Source organism: Neisseria sp. Marseille-Q1983 (assembly GCF_018224585.1).
GTDB lineage: Bacteria > Pseudomonadota > Gammaproteobacteria > Burkholderiales > Neisseriaceae > Neisseria > Neisseria polysaccharea.
Map to the genome: position 1 here is coordinate 1 of NZ_JAGTUI010000030.1, position 19,153 is coordinate 19,153.

Sequence of the window (19,153 nt, forward strand, 5' to 3'; positions counted from 1 at the left end):
GAAGGACCAGGCTTCCGTCGGTGCGCCCGCGCCAAAAGCCCCCGCCAAACCGGCTATACCGGCCGCTAAAAAATAGTGCGGGAAATATGCATACTGCCGAATGGAATAGTAAGTCTGTTTAAAGAAATATGTTGAATAATCTGTTCTTATTGGAAGTAAAGTAATGACTGATAATCGGGGGTTTACGCTGGTTGAATTAATATCAGTAGTTTTGATATTGTCTGTACTTGCTCTAATTGCTTATCCAAGCTACCGTAATTATATTGAAAAGGCTAGAATAAGTGCGGTACGCTCGGCTTTATTAGAGAATGCACATTTTATGGAAAAGTTTTATCTACAAAATGGGACATTTAAGCAAACATCTACTAAGTGGCCAAAGTTACCGATTCAAGAGGCTGAGGGTTTTTGTATTCGGTTGAATGGGGTTGCGAGAGGTGCGTTGGACAGTAAGTTTATGTTGAAGGCCGTTGCTATAGATAAAAATAAAGAGCCTCGTATTATTAAGATGAATGAGAATTTGGTAACTTTTGTTTGTGAAGGATCTGCCAGTTCTTGTGATGATGGGTTAGATTATTTTAGAGGTAATGATAAGGGTTGTACATTATTTAAGTAGGCTTAAAATTATCGGCGTTGTTTACAAGTGTGGGAGATATTGTCAATAACGCCGGTATTTTTTATAGATTATGTTTGTTCCTGATTCCGAAAGGGATATGGACGGAAGGCAGGATTTCTGTGGCAGAATCCAGATGTGTTTTTTGATCATCAAAGAAAATATGGGGTTTGAGTACTTCCAAAATTTTTCTTTTTTCAATACCGCCGAGAAAAAAGGCCTCATTTACGGTTATTCCCCAGCTACGCATTGTGTTAATCACACGCTTGTGGGAGGGGGCATTTCTAGCAGTAATAATTGCAATACGTAATTTGGGTTTGTATTGTCGGTTAGTTACGGAGAAGTCTTTTTCCTGTATTTGGATTTCTGATAATTTTTTTAGGAATCCCGTTAATGGTCCGGAATTATGTGTTTTGTTACTATGTTTCAATTCATATTCTTGGAAAGACCGTATTCCTTGATCTGCATAAATTTTTTCTGATGAATCATCAATAAGAACACCATCAAAATCCAACGCAATCCTTAATTCCGAATCACTGAGACAACCATCTTCGAAATGAGATGCTAAAACGTGTCCGGCAGGGTAGCCCGCCGTGATGGCTTGTCTCACATCAACCTCATTTGCAGATAAGAATAAATCAATCGATAGTGTTTTAATATATCTGTGCGGATCTCCACCTTGAAGGAATAAGGCTCGTGTAATATCAAGCCCATAGGCTTCTATCGAATTCATGACCCGTAAACCGGTATCTGGATCGTTTCTGGATAAAAGAATAACTTCAATCGGTGGGTCGGTTGGGTTTATTTCATTGATTGACAGAAGTTTTTTAATAAATGGAAAGGCAACGCCTTCTTTTAGGGGATGGTTTTGTTTTTCCCTCTGATATTGCCTATAGGTTTCTGCCCCTTCCGTTCTAAATATATTATCCGATTCGGATAAGTCGAATAGGGCACTTGATGCTAAGCCGATTACAAGTCGTTTCGATAAATCATAGGACATAATAAGGATATCTTTAGCCGTGGATTTATGGAGCATGGTAGCAAAAATTGTATAGGGGTGTACATTACTCATCTGAAAAGGTGAACAGATTTTATAATGCCGTCTGAAGATATTTTCAGACGGCATTTTGTTTCCAATTCGTTATAGGTTTGTATTTTTCCTATGCAATATAGTAATTTAAGGTATGTTTGCACCTTTAGACATAAGGGCAATCGCAGCCCCCGTCTTTAATGTACAAATCACTATCCAGCTTCAGCCATACCCAATAGTTTTCCGAACCGCATACCTCCGCCCGATAATGCCCAGCGGAAGTTTTACGGACAGCACCATGCCCTGCTAAAAATAAAGTAGACTGCGTTCGATAATGTGGGGCGGAAATAGGTGGGGCATGGTTGGCTTCCAAGAAGTTTTTGAAATATGGGAAGTTTACTGATTCAGACGACGTTTGGGAGATGTGTGGGAATCTTTGCTTTATAAAGTGGCAAAAGGTCGTCTGAAAATGGGTTTCAGACGACCTTTGGTTTGGTTGGAAAAGGCTGTGGTTTAAAAAGACCGCGTGCGTGCGTACCGCACACACCCTACAGACGGGTTTTGTGGGATTGCAGGTAGGGTGTGTGCCCAAAGGCACGCACGCGGTTGCAGACTACGGCTTGCTTACTATTTAAGTAGTGATTTACAGCAGTGATGCGACCTGTTATGATTAGCTGGGCTTAGATTACTTTTACAAGGCGATATTTTTTAACTAGGAATTAGGCTTGGTCTAGATGGGCAATGGGAATAACAAACAAAAACAGCAAAACTGTCCAGTAACTTGGGCTCAGGCATTTAGAGATATAATCATCACAGCCATGAATCGTGGGCAGCTGTTATTATTAATGATTGTTTTTATTTTTATAATCCTAATTTGGAAACTAGATTCTGGACAAGCGTTTCAGCTTTTAAATAGTTTTTTAGAAAAATTAAAGGATTGGAGTATATTAGGCTGGGTTCTTTGGTTTGTTACAGTTTTTCTCTGTTTTGTTCTTTTTAAGAAAGTTAGAACTGATTTTAGTTCGGAGATGAAACGAGTAGGTAAAGAAAAAAGTAAAGCCCAAGAAAAAGCATCACAAAGAAAGTTGTCATCTAGTGATAGGCAGCGTTAGGAGTATCCTATTATGGAAACAATGTTACTTGTTATTTTAATATTATCAATTTTACATTTTGCTTATGAAAGCGTAATCGCTCCGACACTACGGGTTTATCAGCGTAATAAACTATTTATTCTTAGGGATAAAATAAGAGAAATTGATTTTCATGCATTAAAAGGTAATGACAGATATGCATATGAATACATAGAAAAAGGGCTAAATAATACGATATCAAATCTTTCAAGACTAAATTTGTATAGTATTACTAAATATATTGAAAAGCTTGAAAAAGATGTAAGCTTTAAGAAAGAAGTGGAGAATCGGGCTAAAAAAATTATTGAATCATCAGTGTCTGAATTGAAAGAAATTTATGAAGAAGCTGGTCAAATAACATTTGACACTGTTTGTATTAATTCAGGAGCTTGGTTTTTTTATCTTGTTCCTATTGCATTGGTTTTCTATTTATTCTCTAAGGGTCTAGGGATGGCAAAGGATTTATTTGTTACACCAAATTTTCAAACAGATGAAATAGTGATGGATGTCTGTTAATTTTTATGAATAAAAGGTCGTCTGAAACATTCAGACGACCTTTTTTTACCCTTTATCCAATCTCTCCCACTCTTTCCACAACCGCTTCACCGACACCGGATAAGGCGTCTTCAATTCCTGCGCGAACAGCGACACCCTCAATTCTTCAATCATCCATTTAAACTCTGCAAGGCCGTCTGAAACGGGCAATCCTTGTTTTACCAAGCCGTCGGTTTTTTCCTGCCACATTTGTTCTAGTTCTTGAATATCGGCCTCGCGGGCTGCGTCGCGGGCGGGGTTGCCGCTGTATTTTTCAAGGCGCAGGGTCATGGCTTTGAGGTAGATGGGGAGGCGCGGCCATTGTGCCCACGGGGTGTGGGTGGCGAAGCCGGGGGCAAGCAGGGTTTGCAGGCGTAGTCTCAGGAGGTGGGTGAGCGGGTGTTTGCCGAGTTTGCCGTTCAGTTCGGCGTAGGCGGCGGCGGTTTCCTGCAGGTAGCGGCTGAGGGCTTCTTTGACGGCGGGCAGACGGCTGCGGGCGCGTTTGATTTGTTCTTTGAAGGCTTTTTCGTTGCGCGGCAGCTCGTCTTCGCCGATAAAGGCGCGGTCGCAGACGGCTTGGGTGAGGTCGTCGCGCAGGGTGTCGGCGTTGATGTGTTTGAGCAGCATGGCGGCTTGGGTGAAGCCTTGGATGCCTTTGTTCAGGTCTTTAACTTGTTCTTTTAGTTGTAGTTTTATGAGTTCGATCACGCCTAATCTGTGGGCTTGTTCGGCGGCGGCAGATGTGTCAAACAGGCGCAGGGCGATGCGGCTGTCTTTTTCTTTTTGCAGGCCGAGGTAGCCGGTGAGCTGTTGTTTGCCGCGTGCGAATTTGATGGATTCGGGCAGGGTGCCAATGTCCCATGCGGTAACGTTGTCGCGCTCAAACTCTTGGGTGTTGTCGCGGAAGGTGACGGCGGCGGCTTGGCCGAGCTGTTGTTGCAATTCGTGCAGTTTGCGGCCGCCGGCAAGCTCTTGTCCGCCGTCGTCGATAATGCGCAGATTCAGATGGCAGTGTTCGGGCAATTCTTGTGCCGCCCATGCGTCTTGGTCGATTTGCTCGAGAATCCGCATATCGCCGGCGCTTTTGGCGATAAAGTGCGCCAACTGGGGAATGATGGCCGCTTGGCGGTCGGGATTGCTTTCGAGAAATTTGGTGATGAAATCGGGCACGGGCACGCAAATGCGGCGGATTTGCTTCGGCAGGGCTTTAATCAGCAGCTGGATTTTTTCGCGCAACATACCGGGCACCAGCCATTCGAGCGACGGCGCGTGCAGGCGGTTGAGGACGGTCAGCGGCACGGTCATGGTCACGCCGTCGAGCGGATGGTGCGGCTCGAAGCGGTAGGAAAGTTTGAACTTGCCGTCTGCGGTTTGCCAGAATTTGGGGAACTGCTCTTCGGTAATGTGCGCGGCGGCGTGTTGCATCAAATCGTCGCGGCTGAGGAACAGCAGGCGCGGATTGTCGCGCTCGGCGGTTTTGAGCCAGGCTTCAAAGGTGCGGATATCGGCAAGGGGCAAAGGTTTCAGACGGCCTTTTTGAGATGCCGGCTGCTTTTTGGGTTTGGGGTCGTCTGAAACATTTTGTAGGGTGTGTGAACTCGGTTCACGCACGTGCTTGTCCGCATCGTTGGAATCCACTACGTTGTGCAGGCTGTCTGCAACCGTTGAAGCTGCGGCACTCTGTTCCCTCTCCTGCGGGAGAGGGGTAGGGAGAGGGCTTGCTGAGATTGCGAAAAAATTGGTTTGGGCGGCAACTGTTTTGCCCTCTCCCCAGCCCTCCCCCACGGGGGAAGGGGTAGTTTGCTGCGGATTTGCAGGATGAAGGTCGTCTGAAACTGTTGAGGCTGCGGCACTCTGTTCCCTCTCCTGCGGGAGAGGGTTAGGGAGAGGGTTTGCTGCGGTTGCGGAAAAGTTGGTTTGTGTGGCAACTGTTTTGCCCTCTTCCCGACCCTCCCCCACGGGGGAGGGGGTGGTTTGTTGGGCGGCGTTGGTTGGATTGTCAAACCCAACGGTTTTTGCGGTTGCGGCGGGTGTTGGGTTTTCAACCCAACCTACGGTGTTGCCGTGATTTTCATTTTGGCGCGACCCATTACGCTCGTTTTGGCGAAACTCGCCGCATTCTTTTTCAGACGACCTTTCGGCTTTGTCAGATTCAATAATCCGTACGAAATCTTCGCTTCCCCAAACGTCGCCTTTCGCATCTTTCCACACCAGCTCGGGCAGTCGTTCGTGATAAAACGCAAACAGGGCTTCGTCATCGACCAGTACATCTTGCTTGCGCGATTTGTGTTCGAGTTCGGTAATTTCTTTAATCAGCTTTTTGTTATGGGCAAAAAAAGCCGTCTGAAGATTACTTTCCTGCGCCACCAATGCGCCGCGGATAAAGATTTCGCGTGCTTCTTCGGGCGCAATTTTGCCGTAAGACACGGGGCGGCGCGGCAATACGGTCAGGCCGTAAAGTGTTACGCGTTCGCTGGCGATGACTTCACCGCGTTTTTGTTCCCAGTGAGGCTCGAAATAATGATAGCGGACGAGGTGCGGCGCTTCCTGCTCGATCCATTCGGGCTGGATGACGGCGACGTCGCGCGCGTAAAGGCGCGTGGTTTCAACCAATTCTGCCGCCATCACCCATTTAGGTTTGGCTTTGAACAAGGCTGATGCTGGGAAAAGGTGGAAGCGGCTGCCGCGCGCGCCGGTGTAGTCGTTGCCGTCGGGCGATTTCATGCCGACGTTGGCGATAAGGCCGGTGAGCAGGGCGCGGTGGATTTGTTCGTAGCCCGCTTCTTTGGCGGCGCGGATTTGGGCACGGTGTTGCTTCTTATCCAGTTGTTTTTGTTTGAGCTTTGCCGCCAAATCTTGGTCGCCTTTGCTTTCAGACGGCCTTAATTGTTCTTGGGTAGGAGGTCGTCTAAACGCGGCTTCTTTGGTGGTCAAACCCATTTCAATCGCAGTTTGGGCAAGCTGGTGGTGCAGCTCGCGCCACTCGCGCATCCGCAGGTGCGACAGGAAATATTGGCGACACCACTGCACCAACTGCTTGTTGGACAAGCTTTTGTCGCGCTCGCGCTGGAAGCTGTCCCAAATATTCAGATAGGCAAGAAAATCGGACTGCTTGTCGGTAAAACGCTCGTGCGCCTTGGTCGCGGCATCGCGCGCTTCCAACGGCCGCTCGCGCGGGTCTTGAATCGACAGCGCAGACGCAATCACCAATATTTCCGCCATGCAGTCGTGCTTCTTCGCCGCCAGCAAAATGCGCGCGATTTTCGGATCGATGGGCAGACGTGCCATTTGTTCGCCGAGTTTGGTCAGGCGGTATCGGGGAGGGGCGACGATATTGCCCGAAGCGTTTTGACGGTCATCTGAAACGGTTTTGTCGTTTGTCGGATTGTGTCGGGCATGAATGCCTGAACCGTGTGCTTGATTTTTAGTGTTTTGCATAGTCTTGTAGGTCAGGTGGTAATCTGATATCAATATTTCTCATAATAATTCGAAATTTACAGATAAATCTTGTTTTTTACCTACCTCCCCCAATATTTTTATTCCTTTATTACCAATTTGGAGAAAATAATGGTTAATGAACGAGAATTAGAAATTGTTCGTCGATTTCAAAGAAATGTTTATGGAAGAGAACCTGATACAAGTGGATTAAATCAAAATCACAATGGCTGCGCAGGCCACTGGTTGGAAACACAAATGGGGATTAGTCATAATGCCAATAATGAGGCAGATTTATTAGGTTATGAAATGAAAAATCATACGACAAGTGGTAAAACAACATTTGGAGATTGGAGTGCTGATTATTATATTTTCACAAATAATCAATCAAGATTGAGTAGAACTCAATTTATTGAGATTTTCGGCAAGCCCAATGCTCAAAAAAATGAACGTTATTCTTGGTCTGGCGAGCCTATCCCTACTATTCATCGACCTTCTTCTTGGAATGGTTCTGAAATGTTGATTGATGAAAATGACACCATTAAGATTGTTTATAATTATTCGAGAGATCCTCGTCATAATAAAGAACAGATAGTACCTATTCGGTTTCAACAAGAAAATTTAACATTAGCTAGTTGGAGTAGAGCATGGTTAGAACCAAAACTCACAAATAAATTCGGACAAAATGGTTGGTTTAAGTGCTTACAAGATGACCATGGTATCTATCACAAAATTGTTTTTGGCGAACCGATGAGTTTTGATAATTGGCTTAATTTGGTACAGTCGGGAGTCATCTTTTTTGATAGTGGTATGTATGTGGGTAATGCACGCAACTATTCCTTGTGGAGAGCTAATAACTCTTATTGGGATTCACTAGTTGTGCGCGAGTACCCACCGTTCCCTCAAGAAGATTAAGTAGTTAGAAAATTTAAAATTGACTTTGTATACTTTCTGCTTTTTCTAAAGCAGAAAGTATTTTTTTAGCAACTGCTTCAATCACTTTTACACAAACTGAATTGCCGAATTGTTTGTAGGATTGTGTTTTTGAAACTGCATCAACCAAATAATTTTCTGGGAATCCTTGTAAACGAGCACACTCTCTCGGAGTAAGCATTCTTGGGTTTTTTCCAAATTGAGATTGATCAATCAATACTTCTGAACCATCTTTATAATATCGTGCACTAATAGTATTGGTATATTCACTTTCTGAATTAAATAGACTATAACCAAAACCATTACCTTTTTCGATATGTTCCGTTTTTCTTTTTTGATGTCCCTGCCACAAATTGTCCGAAAGTGTGTAAATTGTATCATCTGCTGAAATATATTCCAATATATCTCCAACTTTTGTTCTTTTAAAAGTTGGATCAGGAAAAGAAAAAAATTCCGAAAAATCATTAATTTTATTAAAGTAATCTTTATTAAAACCAACGATAAAAATACGTTCTCGATTTTGAGGCACGCCAAAATCAGAGGCTCGCAAAACTTTAAAATCTACCCAGTAATTAAGTTTTTTAGAAAATGCTTTTCTTGCTTCGGTAGACATTGGAATATCGCTATCAGGTTCTCCCTGATATTGTCCAGTCAAGATGTCATAAATTGTTTGAAAGGTTTGTCCGTTGCGATCTGTTTTTAAACGCTTAACATTTTCCAATAAAAATATTTTAGGACGTTTTTCTACCAAAATACGTTGAATTTCAAAAAACATTGTTCCACGAGTATCTTGAAATCCTTTTTTAAGACCAGCTTGAGAAAAAGCTTGGCATGGAAATCCGGCTAATAAAATATCATGATTTGGGATTTGATCGGCTAAAATTTGCGTAATATCTCCGCTTGGATATTCTCCATAATTCGCAAAATAGGTTTTTTGTGCATGCTTATCTATTTCGCTTGAAAAAACACATTCTCCTCCTAACTGTTGAAAAGGCAGACGAATACCACCTATGCCTGCAAATAAATCAATAAATGTAAACTGTGAATTCGGTGATTGTTTAAATGGATGATCTGCTTTTAAACTTTGAATTAACCTCATTCGTGCAGGGCTTGGCTTATGTAAACCGCTCTCCCATCCACGAACTGTTCTTTCACCGTTTTCTTTCATTCCCAATAATTGAGCAAATTCTTTTTGCGTCAATCCAAGTTCCAAACGTTTTTCTTCAACATACGATTTAAGCATTAAATCACCTTAAAATATCCTGTAATAATCCCGGATATTTTATTAGGGTTATTATGAAATATCAAGTGTAATTAACTTTCAGACGGCCTCCACCGCCCCCAATTCCAGCAACACCTGAAAACCGTCATTGATGTACCGCGAGTCGGGCATTTCTAAAAACGGGAATGCAGCCACATCGCCGAGTTTCAATGCCGCCATGCGCAGGATGACGGCGGCGAGGTTGCTGCGGACGATTTCGGGGTCGGTGAATTCGGGGCAGCTGTTGAAATCTTCTTCTGAAAACAGCCGGATACACACGCCTGCGGAGACGCGTCCGCAGCGGCCGGAGCGTTGGCGGGCGGCGGCTTGGGAGATTTTTTCGACATGAAGCTGTTCCACCTTCGCCCGTGCGGAATAGCGTTTGACGCGTGCGAGGCCGGTGTCGATGACGTATTTGATGCCCGGCACGGTAAGCGAGGTTTCAGCGACGTTGGTTGCCAGCACGATGCGGCGTTTCGCGCCTGTGGGGTGGAAGATTTTGTGCTGCTCGGCGTGTGACAGGCGTGCGAACAGGGGCAGGATTTCGTCGTTGCGGCGTAGCGTGGATTTGCGCAGGGCTTCGGCGGCTTCGCGGATTTCGCGTTCGCCCGGCAGGAACACCAAGATATCGCCTTCGCCGTAGCGTGCCAATTCGTCCGCCGCGTCGACAATCGCGTCCGTCAGCTCCACTTCTGCGTCGTCTTCGTCTTTGCCGGTCAGCGGTCGGTAGAGGATTTCAACAGGATAGGTGCGCCCGCTCACTTCTAAAACGGGCGAGCCGTTGAAGTGTTGGGAGAAGCGTTCTGCGTCTATGGTTGCCGAGGTGATGATAACTTTCAAATCGGGGCGGCGCGGCAGCAGCTGTTTCAGGTAGCCCAAGAGGAAGTCGATGTTCAGGCTGCGTTCGTGCGCTTCGTCGATGATAATCGTGTCGTAGGCGGCGAGATAACGGTCGGTCTGGGTTTCCGCCAGCAGGATGCCGTCGGTCATCAGCTTGACGTAGGCATCGCGCGAGGTGTGGTCGGTAAAGCGTACTTTATAGCCGACCGCGCTGCCGATTTCGGATTTCAGCTCTTCGGCAATCCGCTCTGCTACGGAGCGCGCGGCCAAACGGCGCGGCTGGGTATGCCCGATCAATCCTGCCACCCCACGCCCGAGTTCCAAGCAAATCTTGGGCAACTGCGTGGTTTTGCCCGAACCGGTTTCGCCGCAAATAATCGTTACCTGATTCTTGGCAATGGCTTTTTTGATTTCTTCGAGCTTCTCGTGAACGGGCAGGGTGTTGTCGAATTCGGGTTTTGGCAATGCGGCCAAACGCTTCAAAAAGATTTCGTGCGATTTTCGGTATTTTTCTTCGACTTTGGACAAACCGCCGTATTTGTTGGGATTTTTGAAGGCGGATTGCAGGAAGTGGCGGTCTTTGGAGAGGGTTTGGGAGAAATCGGGAAACATGATTGGTGCGTGTGCGGTAAAAAATAGAATTATAGCAAACGCTTTGGTTGGGTTCGGGCAATATCGGGATGGGGAAATGCCGTCTGAAAACCGCATTCTGTCGTTCAGACGGCATTGTTGTTGAAGTTTCAAGCAGCGGCGGAACGGTATTCAAATCAAGGCGGCTGCCGTCATTTGATTGGGGGCGTTTTAATTTTCAGACGGCATTCCCGTTTTGCTGTTTGCGGCTTGCGGTCTTGCGGGCGCATTGCCGGTTTGGGAGGCGGTTTCCTGAAGCACGCGCTGGCGGAAGCGCATTCCCGATGCGTGGTAGAACGGACGCGGCGAAAACTGGCGCGAAACCTGCGAGGCGAAAATGCAGGCAATCAGCATCCAAAACAGCAGGCTTTGTCCGCCCGTCATTTCCATAACGATGACGGCGGAAGTAATCGGCGATTGTGTCGCGCCCGCTAAAAATGCCGCCATGCAGATGAGGACGATGATGTTTGCACCCTGCGATATGTCGGCGATGGCGGCGATATGCTCGCCCAAAGCCGCACCTATGGTCAGCGAGGGAGTGAAAATGCCGCCCGGAATGCCTGCCCAATAGCTGAATACGGTGGCGAGCCATTTGGCGGCGGCGAGTCCGACGGGGGCTTCATAGATGCCGTGCAGGGCTTGGGCGGCTTCGTGGTAGCCGGTGCCGTAGGTTTTGCCTTGGTAGAACGTGCCGAGCAGGGTGAGCAGCAGCCCCATCAGTGCCGCCAGCAGCAGCGGACGGTTGCGGATGAAGCCGCGTATCTTGCGTGGTGCAAATGCCGCCGCGCCCTGATAGAGCAGCCGTCCGAACAGACCGCCCGCCGCGCCGCAAACTAGGCCGGACAGTGTGACCCACAGAAAGATATGTTCCAAAACGCCGCCGTTGAAACCCGAAAAATACGGGTTGTTGCCCTGAATGGCGACCTGTATGAAGCCGGAGGCGAGCACGCCCAAAAGAATCTGCCGCTCCCAGCGCAGCATAATGCCGCGCCCGAGTTCCTCGATGGCGAAAATCACGCCTGCCAAAGGCGCGTTGAATGCGGCTGCCAAACCGCCCGCCGCGCCCGCCGCCATCAAATCGTTTTCCTGCATACCCTTAAACGCCAAACCGTGTTTTTTGCACCACGCCCCCCACGCGCCCATTACTGCCGCGCCGATTTGGACGGACGGGCCTTCGCGCCCGATGGATGCGCCGAACAGCATGCCCAAAAAGGTGAGCGGGATTTTCAACAGTGTCGGTTTGAGGCGGATCAGCCGCGTTTTTTGTGCGCCGTAGGGCAGCGACAGTGAGGCGATGACTTGAGGGATGCCGCTGCCGGCGGTGAAGGGGGCGAATTTGCATGTGAGCCACGCAATAAGCGGCAAACCCAAAGGAAGCGCGACCCATGCGAACCACGGGTATTGTTGAACCAGTTTGGCGTTCAGTTCCAGCGCAAAGTCGGCAAGGTGGGCGAAAAACAGCGCGGTCAGGGCGACGAGTGCCGAACCTGCTAGGAGGAACAGAAAGGCGATGCTTTTGCGCGACAGGCGGCGGGTTTGGCGGATTTTGTGGGCGAGGCGGCGGGGGAATGTGGAGGTCATGGTATGTTGTCCGGCGGTTCGGACGGCATTTATGTATGCCGTCTGAAGCCGTGTCGGGTCAGGAACGGTAGTCGGCGTTGATGGAAACGTATCCGTGCGACAGGTCGCAGGTATAGACGGTGGTGGCGGCTTGTCCGCGATGCAGTTTGATGCGGACGGTGATTTCGTCTTTCGCCATCACCGCCTGTCCTTGCGCCTCGGTGTAGCTTGCGGCGCGCCCGCCGTGTTCGGCAACCAAAATATCGTCGAGATACATTTCCACAAGGCCGGTGTCGAGGTCGGCAATGCCGGCATAACCGATGGCGGCGAGCAGCCTGCCGAGGTTGGGGTCGGAGGCGAAAAAGGCGGTTTTGACCAGCGGCGAACGTGCCACGGCGTAGGCGGCTTGGCGGGCTTCGTCGCGGGTTTTGGCGTTTTGCACTTCGATGGTGATGAACTTGGTCGCACCCTCGCCGTCGCGGACGATGGCTTGGGCGAGTTCGAGCGCGAGGCTGCACAACAATTCTTTGAGTTGGGCGTAACGCGGATCGGCGATGTTGTCGATTTCGCTTTGGTTGTTTTTGCCGGTGGCGATGATGACGAAGCTGTCGTTGGTGCTGGTGTCGCCGTCAACGGTGATGGTGTTGAAGGTTTCGTCGGCGATTTCCTGCGTCATCAGTTGGAGGACGGGCTGGGAAACTTTGGCATCGGTGGCGATAAAGGCGAGCATCGTCGCCATATTCGGATGAATCATACCGGAGCCTTTGGCGATGCCGGTGGCGCGGACGGTGTGCTTTTCGCCGACTTTGCCTTCGCGCGATGCGGCTTTGGGCACGGTGTCGGTAGTCATAATGGCGCGTGCCGCAACGTCCCAAAAGGCAGGCTGCATTTTGGGCAGGGCGGCGATGATTTTATCGGCGGGCAGCGGCTCGAGAATCACGCCGGTGGAAAAGGGTAATACCTGATTGGGCAAACAGCCTGCCCATCCGGCGGCGGCGGCGCAAACCGCCAAAGCGTCCTGCCTGCCTTGTTCGCCGGTGCCGGCATTGGCGTTGCCCGTGTTGATGATGAGGGCGCGCACGCCGTCTTCGTCGAAAAGGTGCGATTTGGCGATGTGGACGGGAGCGGCACAGAAACGGTTGGTCGTGAAGACTGCACCGACGGTGCTGCCGGCGGCTATGGCAATCAGTGTCAGGTCGGTACGCTCGGGCTTCTTCACGCCTGCTTGGGCGGTGTAGAGGGCAATGCCGTCGATGTCGAGCAGTTGTTCGGCGGTTTTTTCGGTCAGGTTGACAGCCATAACGGTTCTCCTTGCGAGTGTGTCGGCGTTCAGACGGCATGGGCTGAAATGCCGTCTGAAGCAGGTTCAGAACCCCAAAACGGGGATAATCAGCGGCGCAATCAGTGCGGTCAGTACGCCGTTGAACGTCAGCCCCAGCCCCGCGTATGCCGCCATGCGGCGGCTGCGTTCGAGTGAGGCGGCAATGCCCATCGCGTGCGAGGCCGTGCCGAGCGACATACCCACGGACGAGGGCATGACGACTGTGTTCTTCAGCATTTTGTAACCGGCAATCTGTCCGACCAGTCCGGCAATGATGACGGTGGTGGCGGTAATGGCGGGAATGCCGCCGATGGAACGGGTAATTTCGATGGCAATGGGATTGGTAACAGATTTGGACGCGAGCGAGAGGACGACTTCGCGTTCCGCACCCAGCCATTTGGCAAAATACATCCCCGTAACAATGCCCGTAACGCTGCCCACAAGCTGCGAAACGATGACGGGCAGCCATTGGTTGAAGATTTTACGGCGGTTTTGGTAGAGCGGCACGGCAAGCACGACAACGGCGGGTTTCAGCCAAAAATCAATGAATTGCGCGGCGTTGTGGTACACCGCATAATCGATACCGAGGATTTTCAGGTAGGCAATCAGCACCACGGTGCTGACGAGTACGGGGTTGCAGAAGATGTTGCCCGTGCGCGTGCGCACGATAATCGCGAGCGCGTACACGGCAAGCGTGAGGAAAAGCAGGATGCTGGGCTGCCTGAGGATTTCGTTCATCAGATAATGCTCCGTATCCAGCGGTGAACCTTGCCTGTAACCAGCAGTACGCATAAAGTGCTGGCGGAGGCGGAAACCAGTATCGAAAACCAATCGTCGGCAATCAAATCCAAATAGCTGATAACCGCCACGCAGGGCGGCACGAGGAACAGCGTCAGGTTTGCCATCAGCGCGTCGGTAAGCTGTTGCAGCCAAGACGTTTTGACCCAACCCGCCTGCAAAAGCGCAAACAGCACGCCCATGCCGACGATGCTGCCGGGCAGTTTGATGCCTGCTAGGAAAACGGCGGTTTCGCCGACGGCGAGGCAGCCGAGGATGATGAGGAGCGCGCGGATGATGTTCATGTTGTGTGTCTGTCTTTTGACGGCGTTGTGATAAATTTTGTTAACTGTTTAATCATAACGTCAAATATGCCGTCTGAAAAGCCGAAGCCGCGCACAAACGCAAAAACGGCACGGATAAACCGTGCCGCAGCAACCGGGGCGTGTTCAGACTTTGCGGTAGGGATTTTCCAAACCTTCAATCAGCGCGAGCAGGTAATCGCGCAACTGACGTTCGCCGCAACCCATCAGCAGCGCGTCTTCAAACGCGTCTTGCGCCGTTTGGTACAGTTCGGACATATTTTCGGACATTACTTTGACCTTTTCGGTACAGGACACGATCTGTCCGTCATCGTCGTACCATTTGGGCATTTCGGGCATACTCATTGCGTATTCCTTGGGAAATCAGTTCAGAAAGCGGGACGGGTCGTTTTTCTTGACCCGGCGGGCGAACGCGTATTTGCCGCTCCAATATTTGTGGCTCAGGCTGGTGATTTCGATATTTTTCCCCGTGCGCGGCGCGTGGATGAAGCGGTCGTTGCCGATATAAAGCCCGACATGGGAAATGCGGCTGCCGCCGAGTGTGCGGAAAAACACCATATCCCCGGGCTGCAATTCGCTTCGGGCAACCGGCGTACCCATCTGCGCCTGTTCTGCCGACGTGCGCGGCAGGTTGATGCCCATGGCGCGTTTGAAGATGTGCTGCATGAAGCCGCTGCAATCAAAACCGGTAGAAACCGATGTGCCGCCGTAGCGGTAGGCAACACCCAAAAGCCCCATCGCATTGCCGATCAGTTCATCGGCAGAACCGGAAGTATGGTCGCTGTTGCGGCGTGCGGTTTGGGTGTATTGCCCGTTTTCGGCAAACTGTCTGAGAATCTGCTCGCGGCTGCTGAGCAGGTTGGTCAACTCGTCGGCAAGGGCGGGGCGGACGGCAAACATCAGCCACAAAACCGCCCAAACTGCCGGTTTGAAAAAAGAATCCATATCGGTGTTTCCGCGCAGGAGGCATCGTGCCGCCGTGCGATGTTATGCTGTATCAGTCGAAAATATCTTGTTGATTGTATATAAAAAAACGGCTGTTTGGCAAAAAACGGCTTGTTAGATTGAGTTAATATTTTGATTTTTATATAATTTATTGAGAACTTGGGAAAACGCACCCGTCGTCCGCCTTGTTTTCGCGCCGACCGCAACCATATATCCGCCATCCGAACAATCAATCAGAGAGAATAATGAATCAAACCTCCATCAACCGCGCCGATGTGCGTACCCGCTTTATCTTCGACGATATGCCCGTGCGCGGGCTGCATGTCCGTCTGGAAAACGTGTGGCAGCACATTGTAAAACAGAAAAACTATCCCGCCGCCATCCGCCGCGCCTTGGGCGAGCTGTTGGCGGCGGGCGTGCTGTTGTCGGGCAACTTAAAAAACGAAGGCACGCTGATTGTGCAGGTTCAGGGGCAGGGGCGGCTGAAAATGCTGGTTGCGGAAGCGACTTCCGACCGTACCGTCCGTGCGACCGCGCGGTGGGACGAGGCGGCAGAAATCGGTAAAGATGAAAGTTTGGCCGATCTTTTGGGCGAGGGCGGCGTATTCGTGCTGACGCTGCAACCCAAAGACGGCGAACCCTGGCAGGGCGTAGTGCCTTTGGAAGGCGACAGCATCGCGCAAATGTTGGTGAACTATATGAAACGTTCCGAACAGCTTGATACGCACATCGTCCTGTCTGCAAGCGATGAAGCGGCGGGCGGTCTGCTGGTGCAGCGTCTGCCTGAAGCGGTGTCGGATGAAGGGGCGTGGGAACACGTCAGCACGCTGGCGCGCACACTGACGGCGGAGGAGCTGGCAGAACTGGATGCGCAACATGTTTTGTACCGCCTGTTCCACGAAACGCCGCCGCGCGTGTTCGCGCCGGAAACGTTTGAATTTTCGTGCACCTGTTCGCGGGGCAAGGTCAGCGATATGCTGCTGATGCTGGGCGGGGAAGAAGTCGGCGGCGTGGTGGCGGAACAAGGCAGCATCGAGATTGATTGCGACTTCTGCCACAGCAAATATGTGTTTGACGAAACCGATGTCAATGCGCTGTTCGGGGAGGATGTGGTCGGCGTTGCCAAAGGGCAGTCCCGACATACCGTCCAATAATCTTGAGCAACAAGGATAAATAGTCAAATGCCGTCTGAAACAGCTTCCGCTTCAGACGGCATTTTTGCGCGGGTTCGGACGGCATTCAAAGCAGGAACAGGGTGGCGAGACCCAAGAAAATCAGGAAGCCGCCGGAATCGGTAACGGCGGTAATCAGTACCGAACTGCCCAGTGCGGGATCGCGTCCGAACTTTTCCATAATGACGGGAATCAGCACGCCGACCGTTGCCGCCAGCAGCAGGTTGAGCGTCATCGCGGCAACCATGACCAAACCGATGCCGAGGCTGCCGTAGAGCAGCCATGAAACCGCGCCCATGACGGTTCCCCAGATAATGCCGTTGACCAGGGCGACGCCGACTTCTTTTTTCAACAGCCTGCCTGCCTGCATGCCTGTCAGTTGCCCCATCGCCATGGCGCGGACAATCATGGTAATCGTCTGGTTGCCCGAGTTGCCGCCGATACCGGCGACGATGGGCATCAGCGCGGCGAGTGCGACGATTTTTTCGATGCTGCCTTCAAACGCGCCGATGACGCGGCTGGCGAGGAAGGCGGTGCAGAGGTTGACGGCGAGCCACATCCAGCGGTTTTTGACGGAATCCAAGACGGGGGCGAACAGGTCTTCCTCCTCCTGCAAACCCGCCATATTCAGCATATCCGCTTCGGATTCTTCGCGGATCACGTCCACCATCTCGTCGATGGTAATCCTGCCGATGAGCTTTTTGTTTTCATCGACGACGGGCGCGGTAACCAAGTCGTAGCGTTCAAACGCCTGCGCCGCTTCTTCCACGTCGTCTTCGGCGCGGAAACGCACGACATCTTTCGCCATCACGTTTTCCACCAAATCTTCGGGATCGGCGACCAAAAGTTTGCGGATGGGCAGCACGCCTTGCAGCACGTCGTTTTCATCGACCACAAAAATCTTGTCGGTATGGTCGGGCAGACGCTCGAAGCGGCGCAGATAACGCAGCACCACTTCGCAGGCGACATTGGCGCGGATGCTGACCAATTCGAAGTCCATAATCGCGCCGACTTGGTTGTCTTCATACGACATTGCCGCTTTGACTTGGGCGCGTTCTTCCTCATCGCGCGTCTGTAAGGCTTCATAAACCACTTGGTGCGGCAAATCGTCTGCCAGTTCCGCCAGTTCGTCCGCGTCCAAATCATCGACCGCCGCCAACAATTCGTCCTTGTCCATCGACTCGATCAGCGTTTCGCGCACCGCGTCGGACACTTCCAGCAATACTTCGCCGTCGTCTTCGGGTTTCACTAAAATCCAGACGATATTGCGTTCGCGCGGCGGCAGCGATTCCAACACCGCCGCCACGTCGGCAGGGTGCAGCTCGCTCAAGAGGACGGTCAGCTCGGTCAGCTTGTCGCGCAGCGGCGCGTCTTCGAGCGGTGTGCCGTTTTCGATTTGTTCAAAAGCAGGTTCGAGGATTTCGCAGAGGGAGTGGACACGGTCGAAATCGGCGGAAACGCGTTCTACATCGTTTTCGATACCGTTGTTTTCAAGGTTCGGAGGGGTTTGTTCGATGCTCATAAATGCTCCGCCCGCCGTGTGCGGGGAGGCATTCCGGCGGGATGGTTATTGCGGGTTTGAATCGGATGGGGTGTTCAGTAAAAACGAACTGGGAAGGTCCATAATAAAAGCCCGAAAAATCAGGCACGGGATTGGAAACGGCATTATTCTACTCCTTTTTGCGGGAAACGGCTTGCCGTTTGTCCGACAAAATGCCGTCTGAAGCCTTCAGACGGCATTTCGCCGCCTGTCTGCAAGGGCGGCGGCACAAGCGCGGTTTTGTCCGGATCCGGCGGGCTGTTTCGGGCGGAAGGTCAGCGGTAGGTGTTTTTCAGTCCGCGCAGGGCGGCGAATACTTCCAAACCGCTGTTCAGCGTTTTGCCGACCAGGGCTTCGGCACGTTGGCGGACGGCGGGGATTTCTGTCCGTAAGAACGGGTTGACGCGGCGTTCGTGGGCGAGGGTAACGGGCAGGGTGGGCGTGCGTTCTGCCGCTTTCAATGCCGTCTGAATGTCGGCGTTGTCCGGCTCGATATGGGCGGCAAAACGCAGGTTGGCGGCGGTGTATTCGTGCGCCGGGTAGAACAGGGTGCCTTCGGGTAATTGGTCGAACCGTTGGAAGCTGTCGTAAAGCTGTTCGACCGTACCGGTGAACACGCGTCCGCAGCCGGCGGAAAAAAGGGTGTCGCCGCAAAAGACGTGTATGCCGTCTGAAGTTTCCATGAGGTAGCTGATGTGGCGGCCGGTATGGCCCGGGGTTGCCCAAACGGTAACCTGCACGTCGCCGAAGGTGAATTGTGTGCCGGCGGTTACGGTGTGGGTGGCGGCTTCGATGTCGGTTTCGCCGTAAACGGGCGATTCCATGTAGGCGCGCCATAATGCGGCAGCACCGCCCTCGTGGTCGGGGTGGGGGTGTGTTACCCAAGTCTGGGCGAGCATAAGGCGGTTGCGGACGAGGAATTCCAATACGGGCGCGGGTTCGGAAGGATCGACGCAGACGACCCGGTTGCCTTCCTGTATCATCCAGATGTAGTTGTCGGTCAGGGCTTTGACGGGTGTGATTTTCATGAGTGTTCCCCGGCGGCGGATGCCGTTTAAAGGATGGTATGTGGGAATGCCGTCTGAAATACCCTTCAGACGGCATCGGTTTGA

The 19,153-nt window shown here is 51.1% G+C and carries 17 protein-coding genes and 1 pseudogene; 6 read left to right on the forward strand and 12 right to left on the reverse strand.

What is annotated here, in order from left to right; translation table 11 throughout:
* Together KEM39_RS07765 and KEM39_RS07770 are read left to right on the forward strand one after the other, a co-directional pair.
* Window positions 1–76, forward strand: a pseudogene (locus KEM39_RS07765) (ComEA family DNA-binding protein); the annotation flags it as partial.
* An 87-nt stretch (window positions 77–163) separates the two neighbouring features.
* Complete coding sequence (locus tag KEM39_RS07770; protein ID WP_025457967.1) at window positions 164–613, forward strand: type IV pilin protein; 450 nt, start codon at window positions 164–166, stop codon at window positions 611–613.
* Window positions 614–674: 61 nt separating this feature from the next.
* On the opposite strand, the gene KEM39_RS07775 is transcribed toward KEM39_RS07770, so the two are convergent.
* Entirely contained in the window at window positions 675–1,736 is a 1,062-nt protein-coding gene (locus tag KEM39_RS07775) for a 5'-nucleotidase (protein ID WP_240002721.1), read from the reverse strand.
* A 638-nt stretch (window positions 1,737–2,374) separates the two neighbouring features.
* Between KEM39_RS07775 and KEM39_RS07780 the strand changes: the two genes are divergently transcribed.
* Together KEM39_RS07780 and KEM39_RS07785 are read left to right on the forward strand one after the other, a co-directional pair.
* A complete protein-coding gene (locus KEM39_RS07780) occupies window positions 2,375–2,752 on the forward strand; it encodes a hypothetical protein (RefSeq protein WP_118997152.1) in 378 nt (125 codons plus the stop codon).
* Window positions 2,753–2,764: 12 nt separating this feature from the next.
* Window positions 2,765–3,286, forward strand: a complete 522-nt coding sequence (locus KEM39_RS07785) for a hypothetical protein (RefSeq protein WP_118997151.1) — start codon at window positions 2,765–2,767, stop codon at window positions 3,284–3,286.
* Window positions 3,287–3,331: 45 nt separating this feature from the next.
* Here KEM39_RS07785 and KEM39_RS07790 read toward each other — a convergent pair whose 3' ends face one another.
* Window positions 3,332–6,742: a DUF3418 domain-containing protein gene (locus KEM39_RS07790; protein WP_118997150.1), complete on the reverse strand. Its 3,411-nt coding sequence runs from the start codon at window positions 6,740–6,742 to the stop codon at window positions 3,332–3,334.
* Window positions 6,743–6,871: 129 nt separating this feature from the next.
* On the opposite strand from KEM39_RS07790, the gene KEM39_RS07795 reads away from it, so the two are divergent.
* A complete protein-coding gene (locus KEM39_RS07795) occupies window positions 6,872–7,654 on the forward strand; it encodes an LlaMI family restriction endonuclease (RefSeq protein WP_030002154.1) in 783 nt (260 codons plus the stop codon).
* A gap of 13 nt (window positions 7,655–7,667) precedes the next feature.
* On the opposite strand, the gene dcm is transcribed toward KEM39_RS07795, so the two are convergent.
* The 8 genes from dcm to KEM39_RS07835 form a co-directional block, all read right to left on the reverse strand.
* The gene (gene dcm / locus KEM39_RS07800) at window positions 7,668–8,915 is read right to left on the reverse strand and encodes a DNA (cytosine-5-)-methyltransferase (RefSeq protein WP_118839153.1); all 1,248 of its coding nucleotides are present in this window, start codon (window positions 8,913–8,915) and stop codon (window positions 7,668–7,670) included.
* A gap of 78 nt (window positions 8,916–8,993) precedes the next feature.
* The gene (hrpA, locus tag KEM39_RS07805; protein ID WP_025457963.1) at window positions 8,994–10,385 is read right to left on the reverse strand and encodes an ATP-dependent RNA helicase HrpA; all 1,392 of its coding nucleotides are present in this window, start codon (window positions 10,383–10,385) and stop codon (window positions 8,994–8,996) included.
* 189 nt (window positions 10,386–10,574) lie between these two features.
* Window positions 10,575–11,984, reverse strand: coding sequence for a chloride channel protein (locus KEM39_RS07810; protein ID WP_118997149.1), 1,410 nt, complete (start codon window positions 11,982–11,984; stop codon window positions 10,575–10,577).
* 58 nt (window positions 11,985–12,042) lie between these two features.
* The gene (gene argJ, locus KEM39_RS07815; protein WP_118997148.1) at window positions 12,043–13,263 is read right to left on the reverse strand and encodes a bifunctional glutamate N-acetyltransferase/amino-acid acetyltransferase ArgJ; all 1,221 of its coding nucleotides are present in this window, start codon (window positions 13,261–13,263) and stop codon (window positions 12,043–12,045) included.
* A 66-nt stretch (window positions 13,264–13,329) separates the two neighbouring features.
* Window positions 13,330–14,022, reverse strand: coding sequence for an LrgB family protein (locus tag KEM39_RS07820; protein ID WP_118997147.1), 693 nt, complete (start codon window positions 14,020–14,022; stop codon window positions 13,330–13,332).
* Window positions 14,022–14,366 (reverse strand): CidA/LrgA family protein, encoded by a 345-nt coding sequence (locus tag KEM39_RS07825; RefSeq protein WP_118997146.1) that lies wholly within the window; start codon window positions 14,364–14,366, stop codon window positions 14,022–14,024. The genes KEM39_RS07820 and KEM39_RS07825 overlap by 1 nt, the downstream gene beginning before the upstream one ends.
* Before the next feature lie 144 nt (window positions 14,367–14,510).
* Complete coding sequence (locus tag KEM39_RS07830) at window positions 14,511–14,729, reverse strand: hypothetical protein (protein WP_019271849.1); 219 nt, start codon at window positions 14,727–14,729, stop codon at window positions 14,511–14,513.
* An 18-nt stretch (window positions 14,730–14,747) separates the two neighbouring features.
* Complete coding sequence (locus KEM39_RS07835) at window positions 14,748–15,329, reverse strand: C40 family peptidase (RefSeq protein WP_118997145.1); 582 nt, start codon at window positions 15,327–15,329, stop codon at window positions 14,748–14,750.
* Window positions 15,330–15,574: 245 nt separating this feature from the next.
* Here KEM39_RS07835 and hslO point away from each other — a divergent pair, with 245 nt between their 5' ends.
* Entirely contained in the window at window positions 15,575–16,483 is a 909-nt protein-coding gene (hslO, locus tag KEM39_RS07840; RefSeq protein ID WP_118997144.1) for an Hsp33 family molecular chaperone HslO, read from the forward strand.
* 85 nt (window positions 16,484–16,568) lie between these two features.
* On the opposite strand, the gene mgtE is transcribed toward hslO, so the two are convergent.
* Window positions 16,569–18,023 carry a magnesium transporter gene (gene mgtE / locus KEM39_RS07845; protein WP_118997143.1) on the reverse strand — a complete coding sequence of 485 codons (1,455 nt, stop codon included), beginning with the start codon at window positions 18,021–18,023 and terminating at the stop codon, window positions 16,569–16,571.
* A 293-nt stretch (window positions 18,024–18,316) separates the two neighbouring features.
* The gene (gene gloB, locus KEM39_RS07850; RefSeq protein ID WP_118997142.1) at window positions 18,317–19,069 is read right to left on the reverse strand and encodes a hydroxyacylglutathione hydrolase; all 753 of its coding nucleotides are present in this window, start codon (window positions 19,067–19,069) and stop codon (window positions 18,317–18,319) included.
* Window positions 19,070–19,153 lie beyond the last annotated feature (84 nt).